This is a genomic window from Actinomadura vinacea (assembly GCF_039532545.1).
Taxonomy (GTDB): Bacteria; Actinomycetota; Actinomycetes; order Streptosporangiales; family Streptosporangiaceae; genus Spirillospora; species Spirillospora vinacea.
In genome coordinates this window covers 509,590-531,657 of record NZ_BAAARW010000039.1, presented here as the reverse complement: position 1 = coordinate 531,657, position 22,068 = coordinate 509,590, and the positions used below count along the sequence as shown (strand labels likewise).

At 71.8% G+C, this 22,068-nt stretch carries 7 protein-coding genes; 1 reads left to right on the top strand and 6 read right to left on the bottom strand.

Features of this window, described 5'->3' with window-relative positions; all coding sequences use genetic code 11:
• The 4 genes from ABD340_RS43645 to ABD340_RS43630 form a co-directional block, all read right to left on the bottom strand.
• Positions 1–14,104 (bottom strand): amino acid adenylation domain-containing protein (locus ABD340_RS43645; protein ID WP_344597521.1); only part of this gene is annotated, 14,104 nt, incomplete at its 3' end.
• 16 nt (positions 14,105–14,120) lie between these two features.
• Positions 14,121–14,918, bottom strand: a complete 798-nt coding sequence (locus ABD340_RS43640) for an alpha/beta fold hydrolase (RefSeq protein WP_344597519.1) — start codon at positions 14,916–14,918, stop codon at positions 14,121–14,123.
• A 12-nt stretch (positions 14,919–14,930) separates the two neighbouring features.
• Positions 14,931–15,152: an MbtH family protein gene (locus ABD340_RS43635; RefSeq protein ID WP_344597517.1), complete on the bottom strand. Its 222-nt coding sequence runs from the start codon at positions 15,150–15,152 to the stop codon at positions 14,931–14,933.
• 52 nt (positions 15,153–15,204) lie between these two features.
• The gene (locus ABD340_RS43630; RefSeq protein ID WP_425547532.1) at positions 15,205–17,103 is read right to left on the bottom strand and encodes an ABC transporter ATP-binding protein; all 1,899 of its coding nucleotides are present in this window, start codon (positions 17,101–17,103) and stop codon (positions 15,205–15,207) included.
• A gap of 272 nt (positions 17,104–17,375) precedes the next feature.
• On the opposite strand from ABD340_RS43630, the gene htpG reads away from it, so the two are divergent.
• Entirely contained in the window at positions 17,376–19,286 is a 1,911-nt protein-coding gene (htpG, locus tag ABD340_RS43625) for a molecular chaperone HtpG (protein WP_344597513.1), read from the top strand.
• A 52-nt stretch (positions 19,287–19,338) separates the two neighbouring features.
• Here htpG and vioD read toward each other — a convergent pair whose 3' ends face one another.
• Together vioD and ABD340_RS43615 are read right to left on the bottom strand one after the other, a co-directional pair.
• Complete coding sequence (vioD, locus tag ABD340_RS43620) at positions 19,339–20,433, bottom strand: capreomycidine synthase (RefSeq protein WP_344597511.1); 1,095 nt, start codon at positions 20,431–20,433, stop codon at positions 19,339–19,341.
• A gap of 23 nt (positions 20,434–20,456) precedes the next feature.
• Positions 20,457–22,040, bottom strand: a complete 1,584-nt coding sequence (locus tag ABD340_RS43615) for an MBL fold metallo-hydrolase (RefSeq protein ID WP_344597510.1) — start codon at positions 22,038–22,040, stop codon at positions 20,457–20,459.
• Between the last annotated feature and the right edge of the window lie 28 nt (positions 22,041–22,068).

The window sequence follows — 22,068 nt, the reverse complement described above, 5'->3', positions numbered from 1 at the left end:
TGATCTGCACGCCCTTCGGCCGCCCGGTCGAACCCGACGTATAGATCACGTAGGCCAGCCGGTCCGGGTTCGTCACCGGAGCCACTTCCCCGGTCGGGCCGGCCAGCGCGGCGGCCATCTCACCGGGGCCCATCACAGCCTCGGCGCCGCTGTCCGCGAGCATGAACTCGAGCCGATCGGCCGGATAGTCCGGATCCAACGGCAGATAGGCACCACCCGCCAGCCACACACCGACCACCGCGACGACCATGTCCACGCCACGCTCCAGCCGAAGCCCCACCACCGACTCGGCACCGACGCCCCCAGCTCGCAGATAACGCGCCACCCGACCCGCCCGCTCCACCAACCCGGCATAAGTCAGGCACACATCCCCCGCCACCACCGCAACCGCGTCCGGGCACAGCCCCGCCCGCGCCGCGATCAACTCATGGATACCGCCCACATCCGGAACAGCCGCACCCGTGTCGTTCCACTCCCCCAGCAGCTCGGAACGCTCCGCAGCCGTCAGCATCGGCAGCCGCGACAACGGCAGGCCCGGATCGGCGGCCACCGCGCCCAGGAACGTCAGCAGGTGCCCCAGGAGCCGCTCGATGGTCGTCGTGTCGAAGAGCGCGATGCTGTACTTGATCTCGCCTGCCATGGCGTCACCGGTGTCGCTCAGCCGCAACCCCAGGTCGAACTTCGCCGCCGGCGGTCCGTCCGGTTCGAGGTCGGATGGCTCCGGGTCCCCCGCGCCCGCGGCGTCGTAGCCGAACAGCACCTGGAACAGGGGCGTGCGCGAACGCTCCCGCTCGGTTCCCAGTGCGTCCACGAGTTGCTCGAAGGGCAGGTCCTGGTTCGCGTACGCGCCCAGCGCGACCTCGCGAACCCGGTGCAGCAGCTCGCTGAACGAGGGGTCGCCGCCCAGGTCGGTCCGCATGACCAGTGTGTTGACGAAGAATCCGATGAGGCCCTCGGTCTCGGCGCGGTTGCGGCCCGCGACCGGGGTGCCGACCACCACGTCGTCCTGGCCGCAGGAACGGCCCAGCACCACCGAGAACGCCGCCAGCAGCGTCATGAACATCGACGCGCCGCCCGCACGCGCGACCCGGCGCAGGCCCTCGGCTGTCTCCGGCGGGACGGTGAACGGCTGCCAGTCCCCGGCGCTTGACCGCACCGGCGGACGCGGCCGGTCGATCGGGAGTTCCAGCTCGGGCGCCCCAGCCAGGCGGTCCCGCCAGTAGTCGAGCTGCCGCTCCAGGACCTTGCCGGTCAGCCACTGGCGCTGCCACACCGCGAAGTCGGCGTACTGCAGCGCGAGCGGCGGCAGCGGATCCGGCTCACCCGCGCGGAACGCCTCGTACAGCGCCGTCAGCTCGCGCCGCAGCACATGGCTCGACCATTCATCGAAGATCACGTGGTGCATCGACAACGCCAGGAGCCACTCTCGGGTGCCTGGCCGGATGAGCAGCGCCCGCAGCAGCGGACCGGCGGCCAGATCGAACGGCGCCGCCGACTGCCGCGCCATGAGCCGCTTGGCGACGGCGGGCGAACCGGCATCCACCACCGGGAGCTCGAGCGGCGACGGCGGGTCAATGACCTGCTCCGCCACCCCGTCCGGGCCCGCCACCAGCCGGGTCCGCAGCACCTCATGCCGCGCCACCAGCGCATTCAACGCCGCGCCCAGCGCCGCCACGTCCAGGCCGGCGCCCAGCGGCAACGGCAGCCGGGTGTTGTACTCCACCGACCCGGGCTCCATCTGGTCCAGGAACCACAACCGCTGCTGGGCGAACGACAGCGGCGATCCGCCGTCCCTGTCCACCGGTATGACCGGCGATACGGATGCGCCCGGTACGGCTTCGTCGATCACCGGTGCCAGGGCCCGGACGGTGGGCCGGTCGAAGAGCACCGCCAGCGCGACGTCGGCCCCGAAGACCTCCTGGATCCGCGAGACCGCCTGGGTGGCCAGCAGCGAGTGCCCGCCCAGCTCGAAGAAGTCGTCCATGGCACCGACCCGGTCCACGGCGAGCACCTGCGCCCAGATCTCGGCGAGGGTTTCCTCGGTCGTGCCCGACGGGGCGGCGAACCCGTCCAGCTCCGGCCGGAGACCGTCCGGCGCGGGCAGCGCGGCCGCGTCGAGCTTGCCGTTGGGCGTGAGCGGCAGGGCGGCCAGCTCGGTGAAGATCGAGGGGATCATGAAGTCGGGCAGCCGCCCGCCGAGGTGCGCACGCAGCTCGCCGATCTCCGGGATGCCCGTCTCCGCGTCCTGGGGGACCAGGTAGGCCACCAGCCGGCGGTCGGCGACGGCGCCGTCCACGGTCACCACGGCCGCCCGTATCCGCGCGTGGGCGAGCAGCGCGGCCTGCACCTCGCCGGGCTCGATCCGGTACCCGCGGACCTTGAGCTGTCCGTCCGCCCGGCCGTGGAACTCCAGCCTGCCGTCGGCACGCCACCGAACCCGGTCGCCTGTGCGGTAGAGGCGCGAGCCGTCACCGGCGAACGGATCGGCGACGAAGCGTTCCGCCGTGAGCGCCGGACGGCCGCCGTAGCCGCGCGCGACCTGGGCGCCGCCCACGTACAGGTCACCGGTCACGCCCACCGGCACCGGACCGAGCCGGGCATCCAGCACGTAGACGCGGGTACCGGCGAACGGGGTCCCGATCGGGATGGTCCCGCCCGGCGGCGGGACCTCGTTCAGCCTTGTCGTGACCACGCCGATGGTGGTCTCGGTCGGGCCGTAGTGGTTGACCACCGGCCGGTCCCCGGCGGCCGCGAGCAGCTCGCGAAGCAGGTCGGCCGGGGCGGCCTCGCCGCCCAGGACCAGGCCGCGCGCCGGGACCAGGGCGGCCGTCCCCGCATCGGTGGCGAGGGCCGCCAGGTGCGAGGGGACCGCCTTCAGGTGGTCGATGTGGTGTTCGGCAAGGTAGTCGGCCACCGCGCCCGGATCGGTGACGGCGTCCGGGGCGAGAACGTGCAGGACGCCACCCGTGACCAGGCTGCTGAAGATGATCGTGTTGCCGAGGTCGGTGACCGGGGCCTGAAGCAGCGCGTACCGGGCACCCGGCTCGCCGAGCCCGGCCGGTTCCGCCACCTCCGCCCCGTAGGCCGCCAAATAGGCGGCCAGCCCGCCGTGGGTGACCTGCACGCCCTTCGGCCGTCCCGTCGAACCGGACGTGTAGATCACATAGGCCACCTGGTCGGGCAGCACGGTGACCTCGGGCGGCGTGGCCGGCATGGTACTCAGCGTCGCGCTGACGATCGGGTCGTCCAGGCTGACCGAGCGCAGCCGCCCCGCGGGCAGGTCGTCGACGATGTCGCTCGTGCCGACCAGCATGGTCGCCCTGCTGTCACCCAGCATGAACGCCAGCCGTTCCGGCGGATGGCCGGGGTCCAGCGGCAGATACGCGCCGCCGGCCAGCCACACCGCCAGGATGGCGGTCACCATGTCGGTACCACGCGGCAGGCACAGCCCGACCACCGTCTCGGAACCGACGCCCGCGCCGCGAAGGTAGTGCGCCAACCTGCCCGCCCGCTCCACCAGCTCCGCGTAGGTCAGCTGTTCCGTGCCTGCGACCATCGCGACCGCCGCCGGAGACGTCGCGGCGCGCGCCGTGATCAGCTCGTGGGTCATCCCCGGCTCATGCGCCGGTACGGCGGCTGCTCCGCTCCAGACCTCCAGCAGCAGGCCGCGCTCCGCGCTGCCGACCATCGCGAGCTCGGAGACCGGCCGGGCCGCGTCGGCGGCCACCGCCTCCATCAGGCCGACCAGGTGGCCCGCCATGCGCTCGATCGTCGCGGCGTCGAACAGGGCGGTGCCGTACTCGATCGTGCCATCCAGCGTGCGGCCGTCGTCGACGAGGATCAGCCGCAGGTCGAACTTGGCGATCACCTCACCGGGGCTCAGCGCGCCCAACGTCAGCCCGCCCTGGCCGGTCGCGGCGGGCGGGTCGATGGTGTCGTAGTTGAACAGCGCCTGGAAGACCGGGGTGCGCGACCGGTCCCGGTCGGTGGCGAGGGCGTCCACCAGCTGCTCGAACGGTAGGTCCTGGTGGGCGTAGGCGGAAAGGGCCGTCCCGCGCGTCCGGTCCAGCAGGGTGGCGAACGAGGGGTCGCCGGACAGGTCCGCGCGCATGACCAGCGTGTTGAGGAAGAGCCCGATCACGTTCTCGGTCTCGGCCCGGTCCCGGTTGGCGATCGGCGTGCCGATGACGACGTCGTCCATGCCGCAGTACCTGCCGAGCAGCACCGCGTACACCGACAGCAGCGTCATGAACATCGTCGCGCCGCCGGCGCCGGCGACCGCCCGCAGTCCGTCGGCCGCCTCGGGCGGCACGGTGAACCGCGTCATCGCCCCGGCCGCCGACCGCACGGGCGGACGCGGCCGGTCGGTCGGCAGCTCCAGCACCGGCGCCCCGGCGAGCCGGTCCCGCCAATAGGACAGCTGCGCGTCCAGGATCTCGCCGCTCAGCCAGGCCCGCTGCCAGACCGCGAAGTCGGCGTACTGCACGGCCAGTGGCGGCAGCGGGTCGGGCTCGCCGTCGCGGAACGCCGCGTACAGGGCGAGGAGCTCGCGCTCGAAGATGCCCGCCGACCACTCGTCGAAGATCACGTGGTGCGTGGCCAGGACGAGGATGTGCTCGTCCGGCCCGAGCCGCATCAGCCAGCCGCGCAGCAGCCGACCGGCCGCGAGGTCGAACGGCGCCGCCGCGTCGCGGGCGGACAGCAGCTCCGCGGTCGCGCGCGGGTCGGCGGCCGCGGTCAGATCGACCACCGGCAGCGGGAACGGCACGGGCGGGTCGATGACCTGGCGTGCCATGCCGTCCGCCCCGGCCACCAGCCGGGTCCGGAAGACCTCGTGCCTGCCGGTCAGCGCGGTCAGCGCGGCGCCGAGCGCAGCCACGTCCGGTGGCCCCTCCCACCGCACGTACATCGCCAGGTTGTATTCGAGCGACCCGGGCTCCAGCCGGTCGAGGAACCACAGCCGCTGCTGCGCGAACGACTGCGGCGGCGGCTCGCCCCGTCCGGCGGCGGTCACCGGTGGCGCCGCCGGACCGCTTGCCGCCGAACCACGGGCCGCCTCCTCGATCGCGGTTGCCAGCCCGCGCACCGTCGGCCTGTCGAACAGGACCGACAGCGGGATCTCAACGTCGAAGGCGGTCCGCACCCGCGCCATGACCCGCGTGGCCAGCAGCGAGCGTCCGCCCAGATCGAAGAAGCCGTCCGCGGCGCCCACCCGGTCCACGCCGAGTATTTCCGCCCAGATGTCCGCGAGCAGTTCCTCGACGGGACCGCGCGGCTCCACGGAGCCGGCGGTCTCGGGACGGCCGGTCTCGGGAACGGGTGCGAGGGTGCGGTGCTCCGGTACGCCGGGCAGTTCCAGCTCCGACAGTCGGCGCGCGGGATCGGCGGCGACCGCGCCCAGCAGAGTGACCAGGTGCCCGATCAGCCGCTCCATCGTGGCCGCGTTGAACAGGGCGGTGCTGTACTGCATCTCACCGGCCAGGCGTTCGTCGCGATCGTCCAACTGCACCACCAGGTCGAACTTCACCGGCAGCGCCCCGGCGAGCACGTCGGCGCCCAGCGCTCCACCGGAGGCGTTCTCGAGAATCCCGTCGCCGGTCTGGTCCGCCGGGTCGCCGGTGGAGTAGTTGAACACGATCTGGAAGAGCGGGGTCCGGGACCGGTCGCGGTCGGTGACCAGGGCGTCGACCAGTTGCTCGAACGGCAGATCCTGGTGGGCGTAGGCGTCCAGCGCGGTCCCGCGCACCCGGGTCACGACCTCGGCGAACGACGGGTCGCCCGCCAGGTCGGCGCGCATGACCAGTGTGTTCACGAAGAAGCCCAGCAGGTCCTCGATCTCGGCCCGGTTGCGGCCGGCGACCGGCGTGCCCACGACGACGTCGTCGGTGCCGCAGTAACGGCCGAGCACGACCGCGAGGCCCGCGAGCAGCGTCATCGACATCGTCGCGCCGCTCTCGCGCGCCACCGCCCGCAGCCCCTCGGTGGTCGTCACGGGCACGGTGAACCCGGCCACCGCCCCCTCGATCGAGCGCACGGGCGGGCGTGGCCGGTCGGCGGGAAACTCCACGGCCGGGAGGTCGGCCAACTGCCGCCGCCAATACGTCAGCTGGTCATCCAGGACTTCACCGGTCAGCCACTGCCGCTGCCAGACGGCGAAGTCGGCGTACTGCACCGGCAGGGGCGGCAGCGGGTCGGGCTCGCTGGTGCGGAACGCCCGGTAGGCGGCCGACAGCTCGCGCTGGAGGATCCGGTACGACCACTCGTCGAAGACGACATGGTGCATCGACAGCACCAACACATGCTCGTCCAGGTCCAGCCTGACCAGCACCGCGCGGATCAGCGGCCCGGCCGCCAGGTCGAACGGCTCCAGCGCGCTCGCCGCCGTCAGCGCCTGCGCCGCCGCGAGCGGATCGGCGGTCCGGGACACGTCGGCCACCGGGAGCGGAACCGGCGACGGCGGGGCGATCACCTGGTGGGCGATCCCGTCAAGATCGGCCACCAGCCTGGTCCGCAGGACCTCGTGCCGGGCCGCCACCGTGTTCAGGGCCGCCTCAAGGGCCGCGACGTCGAGCATCAGGCCGAGCCGCGCCGGGATCGTCAGGTTGTACTCGGGGGAACCGGGGTCGAGCTGGTCGAGGAACCACAGCCGCTGCTGGGCGAACGACAGCGGCAACGGCTCGCCCCGGCCGGCGGCGGTCACCGGCGGCAGTACGATCCCGAGCGCCGAGCCGTCGATCCGCGCCGCGAGGCCGCGCACGGTCCGGCGGTCGAACAGGTCCGACAGCAGGACCTCGGTCCCGAACACCGTCCGGATGCGGGAGGCGACCCGGGTGGCCAGCAGCGAGTGCCCGCCCAGCTCGAAGAAGTCGTCTTCGGCGCCGACCCGGTCCACCCCCAGCAGCTCGACCCAGATCCCGGCCAGAAGCTCCTCCACGGCCCCCTCGGGAGCGACGAATCCGGCGAGGCCGCGGCGCGAGCCCCCGGGTGCGGGCAGCGCGGCACGGTCAAGCTTCCCGTTCGGCGACAGCGGCAGTTCGCCCAGCTCGACGAAGATCGAAGGAACCATGAACGCCGGTAGCCGCTCCGCCGCGAACTCGCGCAACTCGGCAACCCCGGGGAGGCTTCCGTCCGGCACCAGATAGGCGATCAGCGTCCCGCCGGGCTGGTCCCCGCCAGCCGTGACCACCGCAGACCGCACCCCCGGATGCCCGGTCAGCACGGCCTCGATCTCGCCCGGTTCGACCCGGAACCCGCGGACCTTCAGCTGCTGGTCAGAGCGGCCGAGAATCTCCAGCCGCCCGTCGGCCGACCACCGCGCCCGGTCACCGGTCCGGTATATCCGGGTCCCGTCGCCGGCGAACGAGTCGGCGACGAAGCGCTCCGCGGTCAGCGCGGCCCGGCCTCGGTAGCCACGTGCCACCTGCACACCGGCTATGAACAGTTCACCCGCCACCCCGACCGGCACCGCTTCGAGGCGGGCGTCCAGGACGTAGAGCCGGCTTCCGGGTAACGGCACGCCGATCGACGGCGGGCCCTGAACTTCGGAGCCCACCGCGCCCGTGGCCACCATCACCGTCGCCTCGGTCGGGCCATAGGTGTTCACCAGCTCGCGACCCGTGGTCCAAGCGGCCGCGACCTGCTCGGTCAACGGCTCGGCACCCAGCAGCAGCCTCTCCAGACCGGCGGTCTCGGCCGGATCCAGCATGCCGATCAAGGACGGCGTGACGCTGGTCGCCCGCACCCCGCCGTCGCGGATCAACGCGGTCAGCAGCCCAGGCTCCAGGCGTTCCTGAGCGGTGGCCACGGTCAGCGTGCCACCCGCCGCCAGCACCACCGCCATGTCGAGTACCGAGGCGTCGAAGCTGAACGAGGCGAACTGCAGCACCCGTACGCCCGCGGCGGCGCCCAGCACCGGACGGAGCACGGTCGCCAGGTTCACCACGCTCGCATGGCCCACCCCCACGCCCTTCGGACGCCCCGTCGACCCGGAGGTGTAGATCAGGTAGGCGAGCTGCTCCGGCCGGACGGCCGCGCCCTCAGGCGCCGTGCCCGGCGACGCGGTGAGCTCGGCCATCGTCGCCGCGTCGTCCAGCCGTACCACCGTGTCGAGATCGACTGGGTTCTCCCCCTGCGTGACCAGCACCCGCGCGCCGCTGTCGGCGAGCATGAACTCCAGCCGGTCGGCTGGATGGTCCGGGTCCAGCGGCAGGTAGGCGCCACCGGCCTGCCACACCGCCAGGACCGCGACCACCATGTCCAGACCGCGCGGCAGGCACAGGCCCACCGTGGTCTCCGCCCTGGTCCCCAGACCGCGCAGGTGGTGGGCGAGCCGGTTCGCGCGCTCGACCAAGGCGCCGTAGCTGAGCGACGCCGCGCCGCACACCACCGCCACCGCGTCCGGCCGGGTGGTGGCCTGCGCGGCGATCAGCTCGTGCACCCCGGCCGCGGCGGGCACCGGCGCGGCATCGCCGCTCCATTCGCGGACGAGGGTGTCGCGTTCGGCCGGAGCCAGCATTGAGAGCCGTGAGAGAGGCAATGCCGGCCCTGCCGCGACCGCCTGCAGCAGGGTGACGAAGTGCCCTGCCAGGCGGTCGGCCGTCGCCGGGTCGAACAGCGCGGTGCTGTACTCGATCGCCCCGGTCAGCCCGTCATCGGTCTCCGTCAGCCGGATCTCCAGGTCGAACTTCACCGTCGACGTCCCCGGCGCGAGGACGTCACCGTCCCAGGTGGAGTAACCGAACATCACCTGGAAGAGGGGGGTGCGGGAGCGGTCCCGCACGGTGACGAGGGCATCCGCCAGCTTTTCGAACGGCAGGTCCTGGTGCGCGTAGGCGGAAAGGGCCGTCCGCCGCACCCGGCCCAGCAACTCGGTGAACGAAGGATCACCGGACAGGTCGGTGCGCAGCACCAACGTGTTGACGAAGAACCCGATGAGGTCCTGGACCTCGGCGCGGCCGCGGCCCGCGACCGCCGTTCCGACGACGACGTCCTCGGTGCCGCAGTATCGGCCGAGCACCACCTTGAAGGCGGCGAGCAGCGTCATCGACATCGTCGCGCCGCTCTCGCGCGCCACCGCCCGCAGGCCCTCGGTGGCCGGCACAGGGACGGCGAACGAGGTGACCGCGCCATCGGCGGACCGCACCGCCGGGCGGGGCCGGTCCGCCGGAAGGTCGAGCATGGGAAGGTCAGCGAGCTGCCGGCGCCAGTAGGCGAGCTGGCTCTCCAGCACGTCCCCGGTCACATGCTCGCGCTGCCACACCGCGAAATCGGCGTACTGGACCGGGAGCGGCGGCATCGGGCCCGGCTCGCCGTCGCGGAACGCCTCATACAGCGCGGTGAGCTCGGCCCGCAGGATCCGGTGCGACCACTCGTCGAAGACGACGTGGTGCATCGACAGCGCGAGCACGTGCTCGTCCAAGTCCTGCCTGACCAGCAGCGCACGGATCAGCGGCCCGTCCGCCAGGTCGAAGGGCGCGGGCGCGTCCAGAGTGACCAGCCGGTCGGCGGCGGCGCCCGGATCCGGCTCATCGCTCACGTCGGCGACCGGGAGCGGGAACGGCGCGGGCGGATCGACCACCTGGTGCGGAACGCCGTCGGGGCCGGTCACCAGCCGGGTCCGCAACACCTCGTGGCGGGCCGTGAGCGCGGTCAGCGCGGCACTGAGCGCGGCGACGTCGAGAGGCCCCGTCCAGCGTTGCGGCACCGGCACGTTGTACGCGGCCGATCCAGGCTCCAGCCGGTCGAGGAACCACAGCCGCTCCTGCCCGAAGGACAACGGCGGCTCACGGTCGCGGCGGGCGGCCGTCATCGGCGTGGGCGCCGGACCCTCGACCGACTGCGCCAGAGCGGCCACCGTGGGCCGCTCGAACAGGACCGGAAGGCCGATCTCGGCCCCGAACAGCTCGCGGATCCGGAAGATCAGCCTCGTGGCGAGCAACGAGTGGCCGCCCAGCTCGAAGAACCCGTCGTCGATGCCGACCCGCGGCAGGCCGAGCACCTCGGCGAACAGGTCGCAGAGGATCTCCTCGCGCGGAGTGCGCGGCGCCTTGTCCGACACCGCCACCCGGGGAGCCGGGAGCGCGGCGCGGTCCAGCTTGCCGTTGGGCGTCAGCGGCAGGGCTCCCAGCACCGTCACCGTGGCCGGGACCATGAACTCCGGCAGGGTCCCGGCGACGTGCCGGCGGAGCTCTGCGGCCAGCACCTCGATGTCGAGCGAGGCGGCGGGGGCGTTGGTACGGGCGGTGATCGGGCGGGATCCGGTATGCGGGACGAACGTCCCGGTCAGCCCGGCGCCCGCGTCGCCGTCCGGCGTGAACACGGCCTCCATGCGGTCTTCGGCGAGGTCGCCGGACCAGGTCACGACGGCCTCATATCCGGCTTCGGCGGCCAGGCCGTGCAGGACTTCGGGGTCGATGCCGGAGCCGTCCGCCAGAAGTCCGGCGGCCTCGCTCGGCGACAGCCCTTCGCCGAGCGCGCGGGTGGCGGCAGACTCCCCCGCCAGGCGTCCGTTCGGCATCCCGGTCACGCGCAGCGGGGCGGGCGGACGGGCGACGAGCACCCCGGCGAGCCCGCCCAGGTCCCGCACATCGTCGCCCCAGCCGACGGCGGGCACCCGGCTCACGTCCGCCAGTTCGGCGCGGGTGTGCAGGATGACGTCGTAGCGGTGGCGGGTCATCTCGTTGTGGTGTTCACCGCGCTGGAGCCTGACGTCCACGCCGCTGACCCGCGGCTGGACCTCGGCGAGCGCGGCGAAGAAGTCCGGGTCGACGAGCAGTTCCTTCTCGACCATCAGGGCATGCTCTACCGCCCGCCGCACCTCGGCGGCCGAGGCCCCGGCCCCGGCGCGGCGCAGTTCCGCCGCCGTGCGCAGGAGCCGCAGCGTGCGCCGGTTGCGCACGTCGCCCACGAACACCGCGCCGCCGGGAGCCAGCAGCTCGACCGCGCGGGTGAGGACGTCGATCAGGTAGCCCGCGCCGGGGAAGTACTGCGCCACCGAGTTGAGGACGATGGTGTCGAACCGTCCCGCCGGAAGACCCCCGAAGTCGTCCGCGGCCTGATGCCGCAGCACCACGCGTCCGGCAAGCTCGGGCCGCGCCGCCACCTGCTCGCGCAGCCGGTCGATGGCGGGCGCGGAGAAGTCGGTGCCCCAGTACTCCGCGCAGTCCGGCGCCAGCCGCGCGAGCAGCAGGCCGGAGCCGACGCCGATCTCCAGGACGCGAGCAGGACGCAGCGAGCGGATCCCCTGAACCGCGTCGTCCAGCCACCGGCGCATTTCCTCAAGCGGGATCGGCGCGCCGGTATAGGAGCTGTTCCAGCCCGAGAAGTCCGCGCCGAAGCCCGCTTCGCCGCCCGCCCGGTACATCGAGTCGTAGACCTGAAGCCATTCGCCGACGCGGCGTTCCCCGTCGGCCTCGACCGCGCTGCCGTCGTCGCCGGACGGCACGACGTACGCCGCCAGCCGCCGGTCGCCGCCGTCGTCCAAGGCGGTCACCACCGCGGACCGCACCGCCGGATGGGCGGCCAGCACCGCCTCGATCTCGCCCGGCTCGACCCGGAACCCGCGGACCTTGAGCTGGTCGTCGGCACGTCCCAGGAACTCCAGCCGCCCGCCAGGCCGCCACCTGACCCGGTCGCCCGACCGGTAGAGTCGGGAGCCGTCGGCGGCGAACGGGTCGGCCACGAAACGTTCCGCGGTCAGCGCCGTACGACCGCCGTAGCCGCGCGCCACCCCCACGCCACCGATGTAGAGCTCCCCCGCGACGCCCATCGGCACCGGATTCAGCTGCTCGTCCAGGACGTAGGCCCGGGTGTTGGCGAGCGGCCCGCCGATCGGCGGCGCGCCCGGCGCTCCGGGGTCGACCTGCTCGGTGCAGGAGATCACGGTGATCTCGGTGGGCCCGTAGCCGTTGAACATGCGCCGGCCCGGGGCCCAGGACCGCACCAGTTGCTCACCGACCCGCTCCGAGCCCACGAACAGGCCGGTGAGATCCGCGAACCCGGCCGGATCGAGCGAGCCGAGCAACGACGGTGCCACGCTCGCCGACACCACGCCGCCGTCCCGGATCACCGCCGCCAGCAGCGCGAGGTCGGTCCGTTCGCGCGACGTGGCGACCACCAGCGTGCCGCCGCCCGCGAGCACCACCGCGAAGTCCATCAGCGCGGCGTCGAAGCTGAACGAGGCAAACTGCAGCGCCCGCGCTCCCACCGCGACACCGAACGCGGGCCGCAGCGCCGTCGCCAGGTTGACCACGCCATGGTGCGCGACCTGGACGCCCTTGGGCCGACCGGTCGAGCCCGAGGTGTAGATCACGTAGGCCAGCTGCCGGGGGAGCACCGCGGGCCCCTCGGGAACGGTGGGCGGCAGCGCCGCCACCTCGGCCGCCACCTGAGGGTCGTCCAGCCACACCGCGGTCTCCACCGCCGTGTCCAGCGCCAGGTCGACCGCCGCACGGCGATGACCGACCAGCACGTCCACCTCGCTGTCGGCCAGCATGAACGCCAGCCGGTGCGCCGGATAGTCCGGGTCGAGCGGCAGGTAGGCGCCACCGGCCTGCCAGACCGCCAGGACCGCGACCACCATGTCGGCTCCGCGTTCCAGGCACAGCCCGACAACCGACTCCGGGCCCACCTCGGCCCCGCGCAGCCGGTGAGCGAGCCGCCCGGCCCGGGCCATCAGTCCCGCATACGTCAGCGAAATGTCGCCGCACGACACCGCCACCGCGTCGGGGCACGCGGCCGCCTGGGCGGCGATCAGCTCGTGCACGCCCGCTGCCGGGAGCGGCGCGGCGGTGTCGTTCCACACGTTCAGCAGAACGTCGCGTTCGGTCTCGGTGAGCATCGGAACACGAGACAGGGGCCGGTCGACATCCGTGGCCACCGCCTCCAGCAAGGTCACCAGATGACCCGCCGTCCGTCCCACGGTCGCGGCGTCAAGGAGAGCGGTGCTGTACTCGATCGCTCCGGTGATGGCATCGCCGTCGTCGGTCGTGACGAGCCGCAGGTCGGACCGGGCGATCGTGGTGGTCAGGGCGGCGCCGCAGTCCCCCGCGGCCGTGTCCGCGTGGTGGAAGAGCGCGCGGAGACGCCCGTCCTCCAGACAGTCCGCGAGCTGGGCGAAGGGCAGGTCCTGATGAGCCTCGGCCGCCAGCATCGTCGGCCGGACCCGGGCGAGCAGCTCGGTGAAGGCCGGGTCGCCGGACAGGTCGGTGCGCACGGGCAGCGGATCGGCGAAGAATCCGATCAGTCCCTCGGTCTCGGGCCGGTGCCGGTCGGCCGCCGTGGTCCCGATCACCACGTCGTCCTGTCCGCTGGTGCGGCCGAGCACCACGGCGAAGGCGGCGAGCAGCACCATCGACAGCGACGCCTCGCCCGCCCGCGCCACCGCGCGCAGCGCGCCCGCCGTCTCGGCCGGGACCGCGAACCGGACCGCCGCACCCGCCGCCGATGGGACGGGCGTCCGGGGGCGGTCGGTCGGCAGCTCCAGGGTGGGCGCGCCGGCCAGCTGGCCGCGCCAGTACGCCAGGTGCCGCTCCAGCACGTCGCCGGCGAGCCGCTCGCGCTGCCACGCGGCGAAGTCGGCGTACTGCAGCTCCAGCGGCGGCAGCGGATCGGGCTCCCCCGAGCGGAACGCCTCGTACAGCACCAGCAGCTCGCGCTCGAAGATCCGCCCCGAGTGTTCGTCCGAGACGGCGTGGTGCGTCGACAGCGCCAGCACGTGCTCGTCGGCGGCCAGCCTGATCAGGCAGCCGCGGAGCAGCGGCCCGCGCGCCAGGTCGAACGGCATGACCGCGTCGGCGGCCACCAGCCGGCCGGCCGCGCGCTCCGGGTCGCCGTCGGCGGACACGTCCGCCACCGGCAGCCGGATGGGCGCGGGCGGGTCGATCACCTGTCGCACCGCGCCGTCCGCGCCGGCCACCAGCCGGGTGCGCAGCGCCTCGTGCCGGCCGACCACGGCGTCCAGGGCGGCGGTCAGCGCGGCGGCGTCCAGCGCCCCGCCGAGCCTGACCAGCACCGAGAGGTTGTCGACCACCGCCCCCGGCTCAGCCTGCGCCAGGGACCATAACCGCTGCTGCGCGAACGACGACGGGCTTTCGCGGAGTCCCACGCCCCCTGCCTTTCCGTTAGTGCTTATCGAGGAATTCGATGATCGCCGAGTTGACCTCCGCGGGCCGTTCGAGGTAGCCGAAGTGGCCGCAGCCAGGGATCTCCACCAGGTCGCAGTCCGGGATCGCCTCGGCCACCTCCGCCGCGAGGTGCGGCGGGGTGATCACGTCGTCGGCGAACGAGATGACCCGGCACGGCGCGCTCACCTCGCGGAGAGCCTCTCGCCGGTCCACTCCGGTGTCCACGTAGACTTGGCCGCGGGCCGGCTCGCCCCCGGCCGCCCGGAAGGTCTCCAGCCACAACGAGACGGCGTCGTCGTCGTTCAGCGTCTCGGGCGAGAGCATCTGCGTGGCGGACATGACCGCCTCATAGTCCGGCGGCAACGCGATGCCGCTCTCCAGCAGCGCCCGTTCCGCCCGGTCCTGCGCCTTCCGTACGGCGTCCGAACGCGACTTGGTGGCGATCAGGACCGCGCACCGGACCAGGTCCGGCCGCTCGATCGCCAGCTCCTGCGCGATCATGGCGCCCAGCGAGCAGCCGACGATCCGGCACGGAGCCGCGTCCAGCGCCTCGATCAGGCCCCTGGTGTCGGCGACCATGTCCGCGAGCGAGTACGGGGCCGGCGGAACGTCCGAGGGCGGGACGCCCCGGTTGTCGAACGTGATGGCCTGATAGCCGGCCGCCGCCAGCGCGGGCGTCTGGTGCAGGGTCCACACCCGGCCGGCGGCCGAGGACCCCATGATCATGAGCACCCGCTCACCCCGGCCCGAGCGTTCGTAGGAGAGCCGGATGCCGTTGGTGAAAACGTGAGGCATCGCGGGGTCCGATCACTCGCCGTCGAGGGCGATGCGCAGGCTCTTGGGCCGCATGTCGGTCCAGGTCTCCTCCAGGTACTTGTCGCAGTCCTCCTTGGACGCGCAGACCCCGGTCTCCTCCCAGCCGCCCGGCACGTCGAGATCGGCCGGCCAGAGGGAGTACTGCTCCTCGTGGTTGATCAGCACCTTGAAACGTGCCTCGGGGGACTCGAAGTCGAAGCTCACCGTGCGCACGACAGTCTCCTTCTCGGTTGGGGACGTGGTCTCGGTCAGGACGTGGTCTCGGTCAGGCCGTGGTCTTGCTGTCGGTCGCCGTCTCCTGCCCGGCGAACTGGGTCAAGTAGAGGTCGGCATACATCCCCCCCGCGGCCAGGAGTTCCTCGTGGGTGCCGCGTTCGCGGATCCGCCCCTCGTCGATGAGCAGGATCTGGTCGGCGTCCCGGATCGTGGACAGCCGGTGCGCGATCACCAGCGATGTGCGGCCGGCCAGCGCGGTCTTGAGCGCGCGCTGGATCGCCGCCTCCGACTCCGAGTCCAGGTGCGCGGTCGCCTCGTCCAGCACGACGACCGGTGGCGCCTTCAGCAGGAGCCTGGCCAGTGCGATCCGTTGCTTCTCGCCGCCCGACAGCCGGTAGCCGCGGTCCCCGACCACGGTGTCGAGCCCGTTGGCCAGCGACTCGACCAGGTCCCAGATGCGCGCCGCCTCGCAGGCCTCGACCAGCTCGGCCTCGGTGGCCTCGGGCCGTGCGTAGAGCAGGTTCGCCCGGATCGTGTCGTGGAACAGGTGTGCGTCCTGGGTGACCACGCCGATCGTGTCGCGCAGCGACCGGGTCGTGACGTCGCGGATGTCGCGGCCCCCGATCCGCACTGCTCCCGAGCCGGGGTCGTAGAACCGTGGCACCAGGTGGGTGATCGTGGTCTTCCCGGCGCCCGAGTGGCCGACCAGCGCGGTCAGCTTCCCGGACGGCGCGCGGAAGCTGACGTCCTCCAGCACCCAGGAGTCGTCGCTGCGCTCCCGCACGGGCAGTGCGATCGACTCCAGCGAGGCGAGCGACACCTCCTTGGCGCCGGGGTAGCGGAAGGAGACGTTCTCGAACTCGATGCCGGGCGCCGGGCAGTCGCCGGGAGTGTGCGCCGGGAGCGGGGTCGCCCCGGGGTGTTCGGACACCAGCGGCTCGAGGTCCAGCACCTCGAAGACCCGGTCGAAGCTCACGAGCGCGCTCATGGCGTTGGCCTGCAGGTTGGACAGCTGGATGATCGGGTCGTACATCCGGCTCACCAGGAACATCAGCGAGACCAGCGTGCCGACCTCGAAAGCGCCGTCGACGACGAGCGCGCCGCCGATGCCGAACATCAGCGCCAGCGTGCCCGCGCCCACCACGCCCATGACGATCCCGAGCATCTGGCCGGTGACGTTGACCTTGACGCCGGTCTCACGGATCGATGCGGCGCGGCCGGCGAACGTGCGGGACTCGGTCTCGGGCCGGCCGAACAGCTTGGCCAGCATCGCGCCGGCGACGTTGAACCGCTCGTTCATCATCGAGCCCAGCTCGGCGTTGAGCTCCATCTCCCGGCGGGAGAGCCGCTGCAGCCGGTGCCCGAAGATCCGGCCGGGCAGGATGAAGAGCGGGGCCATCAGCAACGCGGCGATGGTGACCTGCCAGGACAGGTAGACCATCGCGCCGAGCACCAGGACGAGGGTCAGGATCGTGCTGACCGTGCCGGACAGCAGCTTGGTGACCGCGCTCTGCGCCCCGACCACGTCGGTGTTGAGCCTGCTGACCAGCGAGCCGGTCTGCGACCGGGTGAAGAACGCCAGCGGCTGTTCCTGCACGTGCGAGAAGACCTGGGTGCGCAGGTCGTAGACCAGCCCCTGGCCGATCTGGGCGGACGCCCTGACCTGCAAGTACTCGGTGATCGCCTCCACCAGCGCGAGCCCGATCATGAGGCCGGCGAAGACCGTGACCGTACCCGTCTCGCGCGTCATGACGCCCTTGTCGATGGCCATTCCAAGTAACAGCGGATTGAGCACCGCCACCAAGGAACCGACGGCGGACACGAAAAGTAGTAAAGCCAGCGTCCAACGATAGTTATTGGCGTAAGGAAAGATCCGCCGAATGGTTCCTGGTCGGATGCGCTGGCCCTTTTCGGCCGTGTCTCCGAAGCGGTCCTCGCCCGGCGGCAGACTCGGCGCCTGCTGGACACTGCTCACTGTGGAGTTCTCCTTTTCGCCATTTTCGCGGCCTTCCCACGCGGCACGGCAGGGCTGCGCTCGCGGGGCAATCATCGCCGAGGGCGGCACCAGTGACAACGATCCGAACAGGCCACCGCCGTATTCAACTGCAGGTCTGCGACAGTTGAACATCCTGGTTCTTTGTGAAAACTCCTGTTGACCGGTTGTATTCGCCTGCCTAGGCTGGCGCCGATCATGTCTGGACACCGCGGGGAGCCGACCTGATGACCATGCACGCGGCTGAGGAGACGTTCAGCTTCCAGGCCGAGGTGGCCCAGTTGCTGGACCTCATGGCCCATTCGCTCTACAGCAACAAGGAGATCTTCCTGCGCGAGCTGATCTCGAACGCGTCCGACGCGATCGACCGGCTGCGCCTGGAACGGTACTCGCGGCCCGATCTCGCCGCCGCCGAGGCCGAGGAGCCGCCGCGGATCTGCGTGGGCTTCGACAAGGACGCGGGAACGATCACCATCGCCGACAACGGCATCGGCATGAGCCGGGCCGAGGTGATCGAGTACATCGGCACCATCGCCAAGTCCGGCACCGGCGAGTTCCTCAAGGCCCTCACCGGCGACCAGCGCACCGACGCCGCGCTCATCGGGCAGTTCGGGGTCGGGTACTACTCCGCGTTCGTGGTGGCCGACCGGGTGGTCATGACCACGCGCCGGGCCGGGCTCGCGGCGGACGAGGCGGTCCGCTGGTCGTCCGACGGCAAGGGCGAGTACACCCTGGAGACCATCGAGCGCCTTGAGCCCGGGACCACGATCGTTCTCCATCTTCGCGAGGGCGAAGACGACCTGCTGAACTCGCACCGGCTGCGGACGATCATCCGGACCTACTCCGACCACATCAGCCAGCCGATCATCATGGCCTCGGAAGGCGCCGAGCCGGGGGAGTCCGCGGAGGACACGGTCAACCAGGCCTCGGCGTTGTGGACCCGGCCGAAGGCGGGGCTCGGCGAGAAGGACTACCACGACTACTACCGGCACATCAGCAACGACTTCGCCGACCCGCTCGCCTACCTGCACGCCAAGGTCGAGGGGCGGTACGAGTACACGCTGCTGCTCTACATCCCCTCCAGCGCTCCCTTCGACCTGTGGCACCAGCAACCGCGCCACGGCGTCAGGCTCCACGTCCAGCGGGTCTTCATCCTTGAGGACACCGGCCGGCTGATGCCCCGGTACCTGCGGTTCGTCCGAGGGATCATCGACTCCGCCGACCTGCCGCTCAACGTCTCCAGGGAGATCCTGCAGGGCAGCCTGGCCGTCGACCACATCCGTTCCAGCGCGGTCAAGAAGGTGCTCCGGCTCCTCAAGGACATGGCCGCGAACGACCCCGGGAAGTACGCGGTCTTCTGGAAGCAGTTCGGCTCCGTGCTCAAGGAGGGCATCTCCGACGACTACGGCAACCGGGAGGACATCGCCGAGCTCCTGCGCTTCACCTCCACGCACTCCCCCACCCAGGAGCCCGACGTCTCGCTGCACGACTACGTGGACCGGATGAAGGAGGGCCAGGACGAGATCTACTACCTGATCGCCCCGACCCTGGCCGCCGCCACCGCGAGCCCCCACCTGGAGGCCTTCCGTGAGAAGGGCATCGAGGTCCTCCTGCTCGGCGAGGCCGTCGACAACTGGGTCGTGACCGGCCTGCTCCAGGAGTTCGGCGGCAAGCGGCTGCGGTCGGTCGCCCAGGGCGCCTCCGACTTCGGCGACGACGCCGAGAAGGAGGCGGCGGAGAAGGCCGCCGAGGAGTACGCCGCCCTGCTCGGCCGGCTCAAGGCCGTCCTCGCAGGGCAGGCCTGGGACGTACGGGTCAGCAGCAGGCTCACCTCCTCCCCCGCCTGCATCGTGGCCAACGAGGCGGTCACCGACCTCAACCTGGCACACCGCCTGCGCGGCTCGGGACTGCCGAACCAGCCGATCCTGGAGATCAACCCCGATCACCCGCTGATCGAGCGCCTCAACCGGCACCAGGACGACCCGCGTCTCACCGACTGGGCCCACGTCCTGTTCAACCAGGCCGTCCTCACCCTGGGCGCCCGTGTCGAGGACCCCGCCGCATTCGTCGGCAAGCTCAACGACCTGCTCGTGGCCCTGACCGAGGCCACGGACGACACCGGCACCGGAGACTCCTGACGCTGCGTGATGGCGCCCGGTGCGAGTACCGGGCGCCATCACAGAGCCGTCCTCAGGCGCGAGCCTGCTCCAGTGCTCGTGTCAGCCGCCCGAGCCCTTCGGCCAAGGGCTCCGGCCTTCCGCCGAATCCGAGCCGGATGTGCTCCGGCGCGCCGAAGCAGGAGCCGGGGATCACCAGCGTGCCGCGCCGCTTGAAGAGATCGTCGCAGAACGCGTCGACGTCGGCGATGCCCTCCAGACGCGGGAAGGCCGAGACGCCGCCGGCCGGGCGGACGAGCGACACCAGGTCGGGGTGGGCGGCGGCCCAGTCCCCCACGGCGTCGCGGTTGGCCCTCGCCAGTTCGCGCCGCGGTTTCATGAAAGCCTCGGCGTTCCCCAGCACGCCCAGCGCGAGCAGCTCGACCAGCGGCGACACATGCAACGTGGTGTAGTCCCGGATCCGGACGCACTCCGCGAGCAACGCGGGCGGCCCGATGCACCAGCCGAACCGGAGGCCGGGAAGTCCGAACGCCTTGGAGAAGGTGTTGAAGCTGACCCCGCGCTCGTACCGGGCGGCGACGGTGGGCAGCGGCGCGGAGTCGTAGGTCAGGTCGGTGAACGCCTCGTCCGACAGCACGTACGCGTCGACGCTCGCGGCCAGGCTGAGGAGCGTGCTCAGCTCCGCCTCGGTGATCGAGGTCCCGGTGGGGTTCTGCGGGAAGTTGATGATGATCGCCCGGGTGTGCTCGGTGACCAGCCCGGACAGCTCGTCCAGCGACGGCCGCCAGCCCGTCCCGGCGGTCAGCCGCCAGGGGCGCACCGAGCAGCCGAGGCCGGCGGCGAACTCGACCAGCAGGTGGTAGCCGGGCTGGACGACCACGACCTCGTCGCCAGGCCGCAGCAGCGCCATGAGCACGAGGGAGATGGCCTCCCCCGAACCGCTGGTCGTCATGACCGTCTCCGGCTCCAGCCCGCCCCATCTCCGGGCGATCGCCGACCTGACCGCCGGGGCGCCGAGCGAGTAGCCGTCGTCGAACACCAGCCCGTCGATCTCGGCGTGCTCCAGCCCGGTCAGCGCGCGGAGCTCCGCCATGGAGTAGGAGTGGACACCGCTGGAACTGATGTCGATCTCGGCGGTGAAATAGTAGTCGCGCAGCCAGTCTTCCAACGGAGCCGATCTGAGCCGCATCGTCACCAGCGCCATTCCCGCTGGCCCAGCAGGTGCTCGGCCTTGACGCCGTTCTCCGGGCACCAGCTCAGGAACTCCTCGATCTGCCGCAGCTGGTAGGAGTCCTCGTTGTAGCTGGTGGCCATGACGTGGCCGAGCCAGTCCTCCTCGCCCATGGCGTAGATGTGCGCCTCGGACACTCCGAGCTCCGTCACGATCGCCCCGGCCTGCGCGGCGTTCGACCCGGAGAGCTTGCGCGAGTCGCTCATCTTCTTGGTCACCGGCCTGGTCAGCAGCGCCTGGTAGAGCCAGGTCAGCGGCGCGCCGTCGCACTCCATGCCGAGGAACGCCACGTCCGCGGTGCCGAGGTGGCCGCGCACGTAGCGGTAGAGCATCGGGTCGATGCCCGAGGAGTCCGCGCCGACGAAGGCCTTCCGGCCCGCGATCTCCACCCAGTAGGTGGACTTGCCCCGGATGTCGAGGTCGGCGTGCTCGCCGAGGAACGGCGTCGCGGTGACCTTCCCGCCGGGGAACTCCACCTCGTCGAAGTCGTCGACCTCCACGACGGGGAAGCCCAGGTGCTGGAGGTAGAGGCCGAGCGCGGGGTCGCACAGGTTGCCGCGCGACGAGCGCGGCACCACCACGGCGCCGACGCGGCCGCGCAGCTGCAGCAGCGTCTCCAGCACGATGTGGTCCTGGTGCCCGTGCGTGATCAGGACGAGGTCGGCGTAGTCGGGCAGGTCGTCGTAGGTGTACCGGCCGGAGGCGTCGGAATCCGCGCTGATGAACGGGTCGGTGATGATCGCCGCCTCCGGCGACTGGAGCACGAGGCAGGCATGCCCGAAGTAGCGGATGCGGCCGCCGGACTCGATGTGCCGGTCGGGATTGAGGCTGCTCTCGGTGGTCAGCAGCGTCTCAAGCCGTGCCGCCTGAGCGTCGTCGAGCTCCAGGGCCTCGCGCAGCCTCGCCAGGGTGGTGGGCTTCACCCTGGCGAGGAACAGCTCCTGGAACCCGGGGTGCCGGAACGGGATGTGCAGGTCGAGCACGTCCGGTGACGGCAGCCGCGGCGTGCTGAGGATGAACGGCCGCTCGTAGCCGGTCTCGAGGGACAGCTGGACCGACTGCCGGTCCTCCATGAAGGCCTCGCTCCTGTACGCGAGGGGCTCCATGAAGCGCAGGGCCGCCTGGTTGTTGGTGTCGTAGGCGATCTCCACCAGGCCGGCCAGCTCGGCGGGCAGCTTCGGGTACAGCGGCGTCAGGTCGAACCCGGCGGCCTCCTGCCGCACCAGCTCCTCGGCCTGCGCGATGGCCTCGGCGAACCGCAGCATGTGCGCGCGGTCGCGCTTGATCGAGGCGAGCAGATCGCGCACCTCCGCGCTGCGCTCTTCGGGGACGTTGACGAAGTAGCCGCCGCGCAGGTCCGGGTTGCTGCTCGCCGTGATGTGCACCTGCGGCGACTGAAGGTAGGACTCCAGCATCGGCACCTGCAGGAAGGCCAGGTTCATCGAGCCCTGGACGGGAGCCACCGTGTGGTGCCAGGCGTAGAAGCGATCGACCAGGGGCTCGATGATCGCCTTGGAGCGGAGGAAGAGTTGCTGGTCGGCCATGTCTTTGTCCCTCGGATACGAGCTGGAA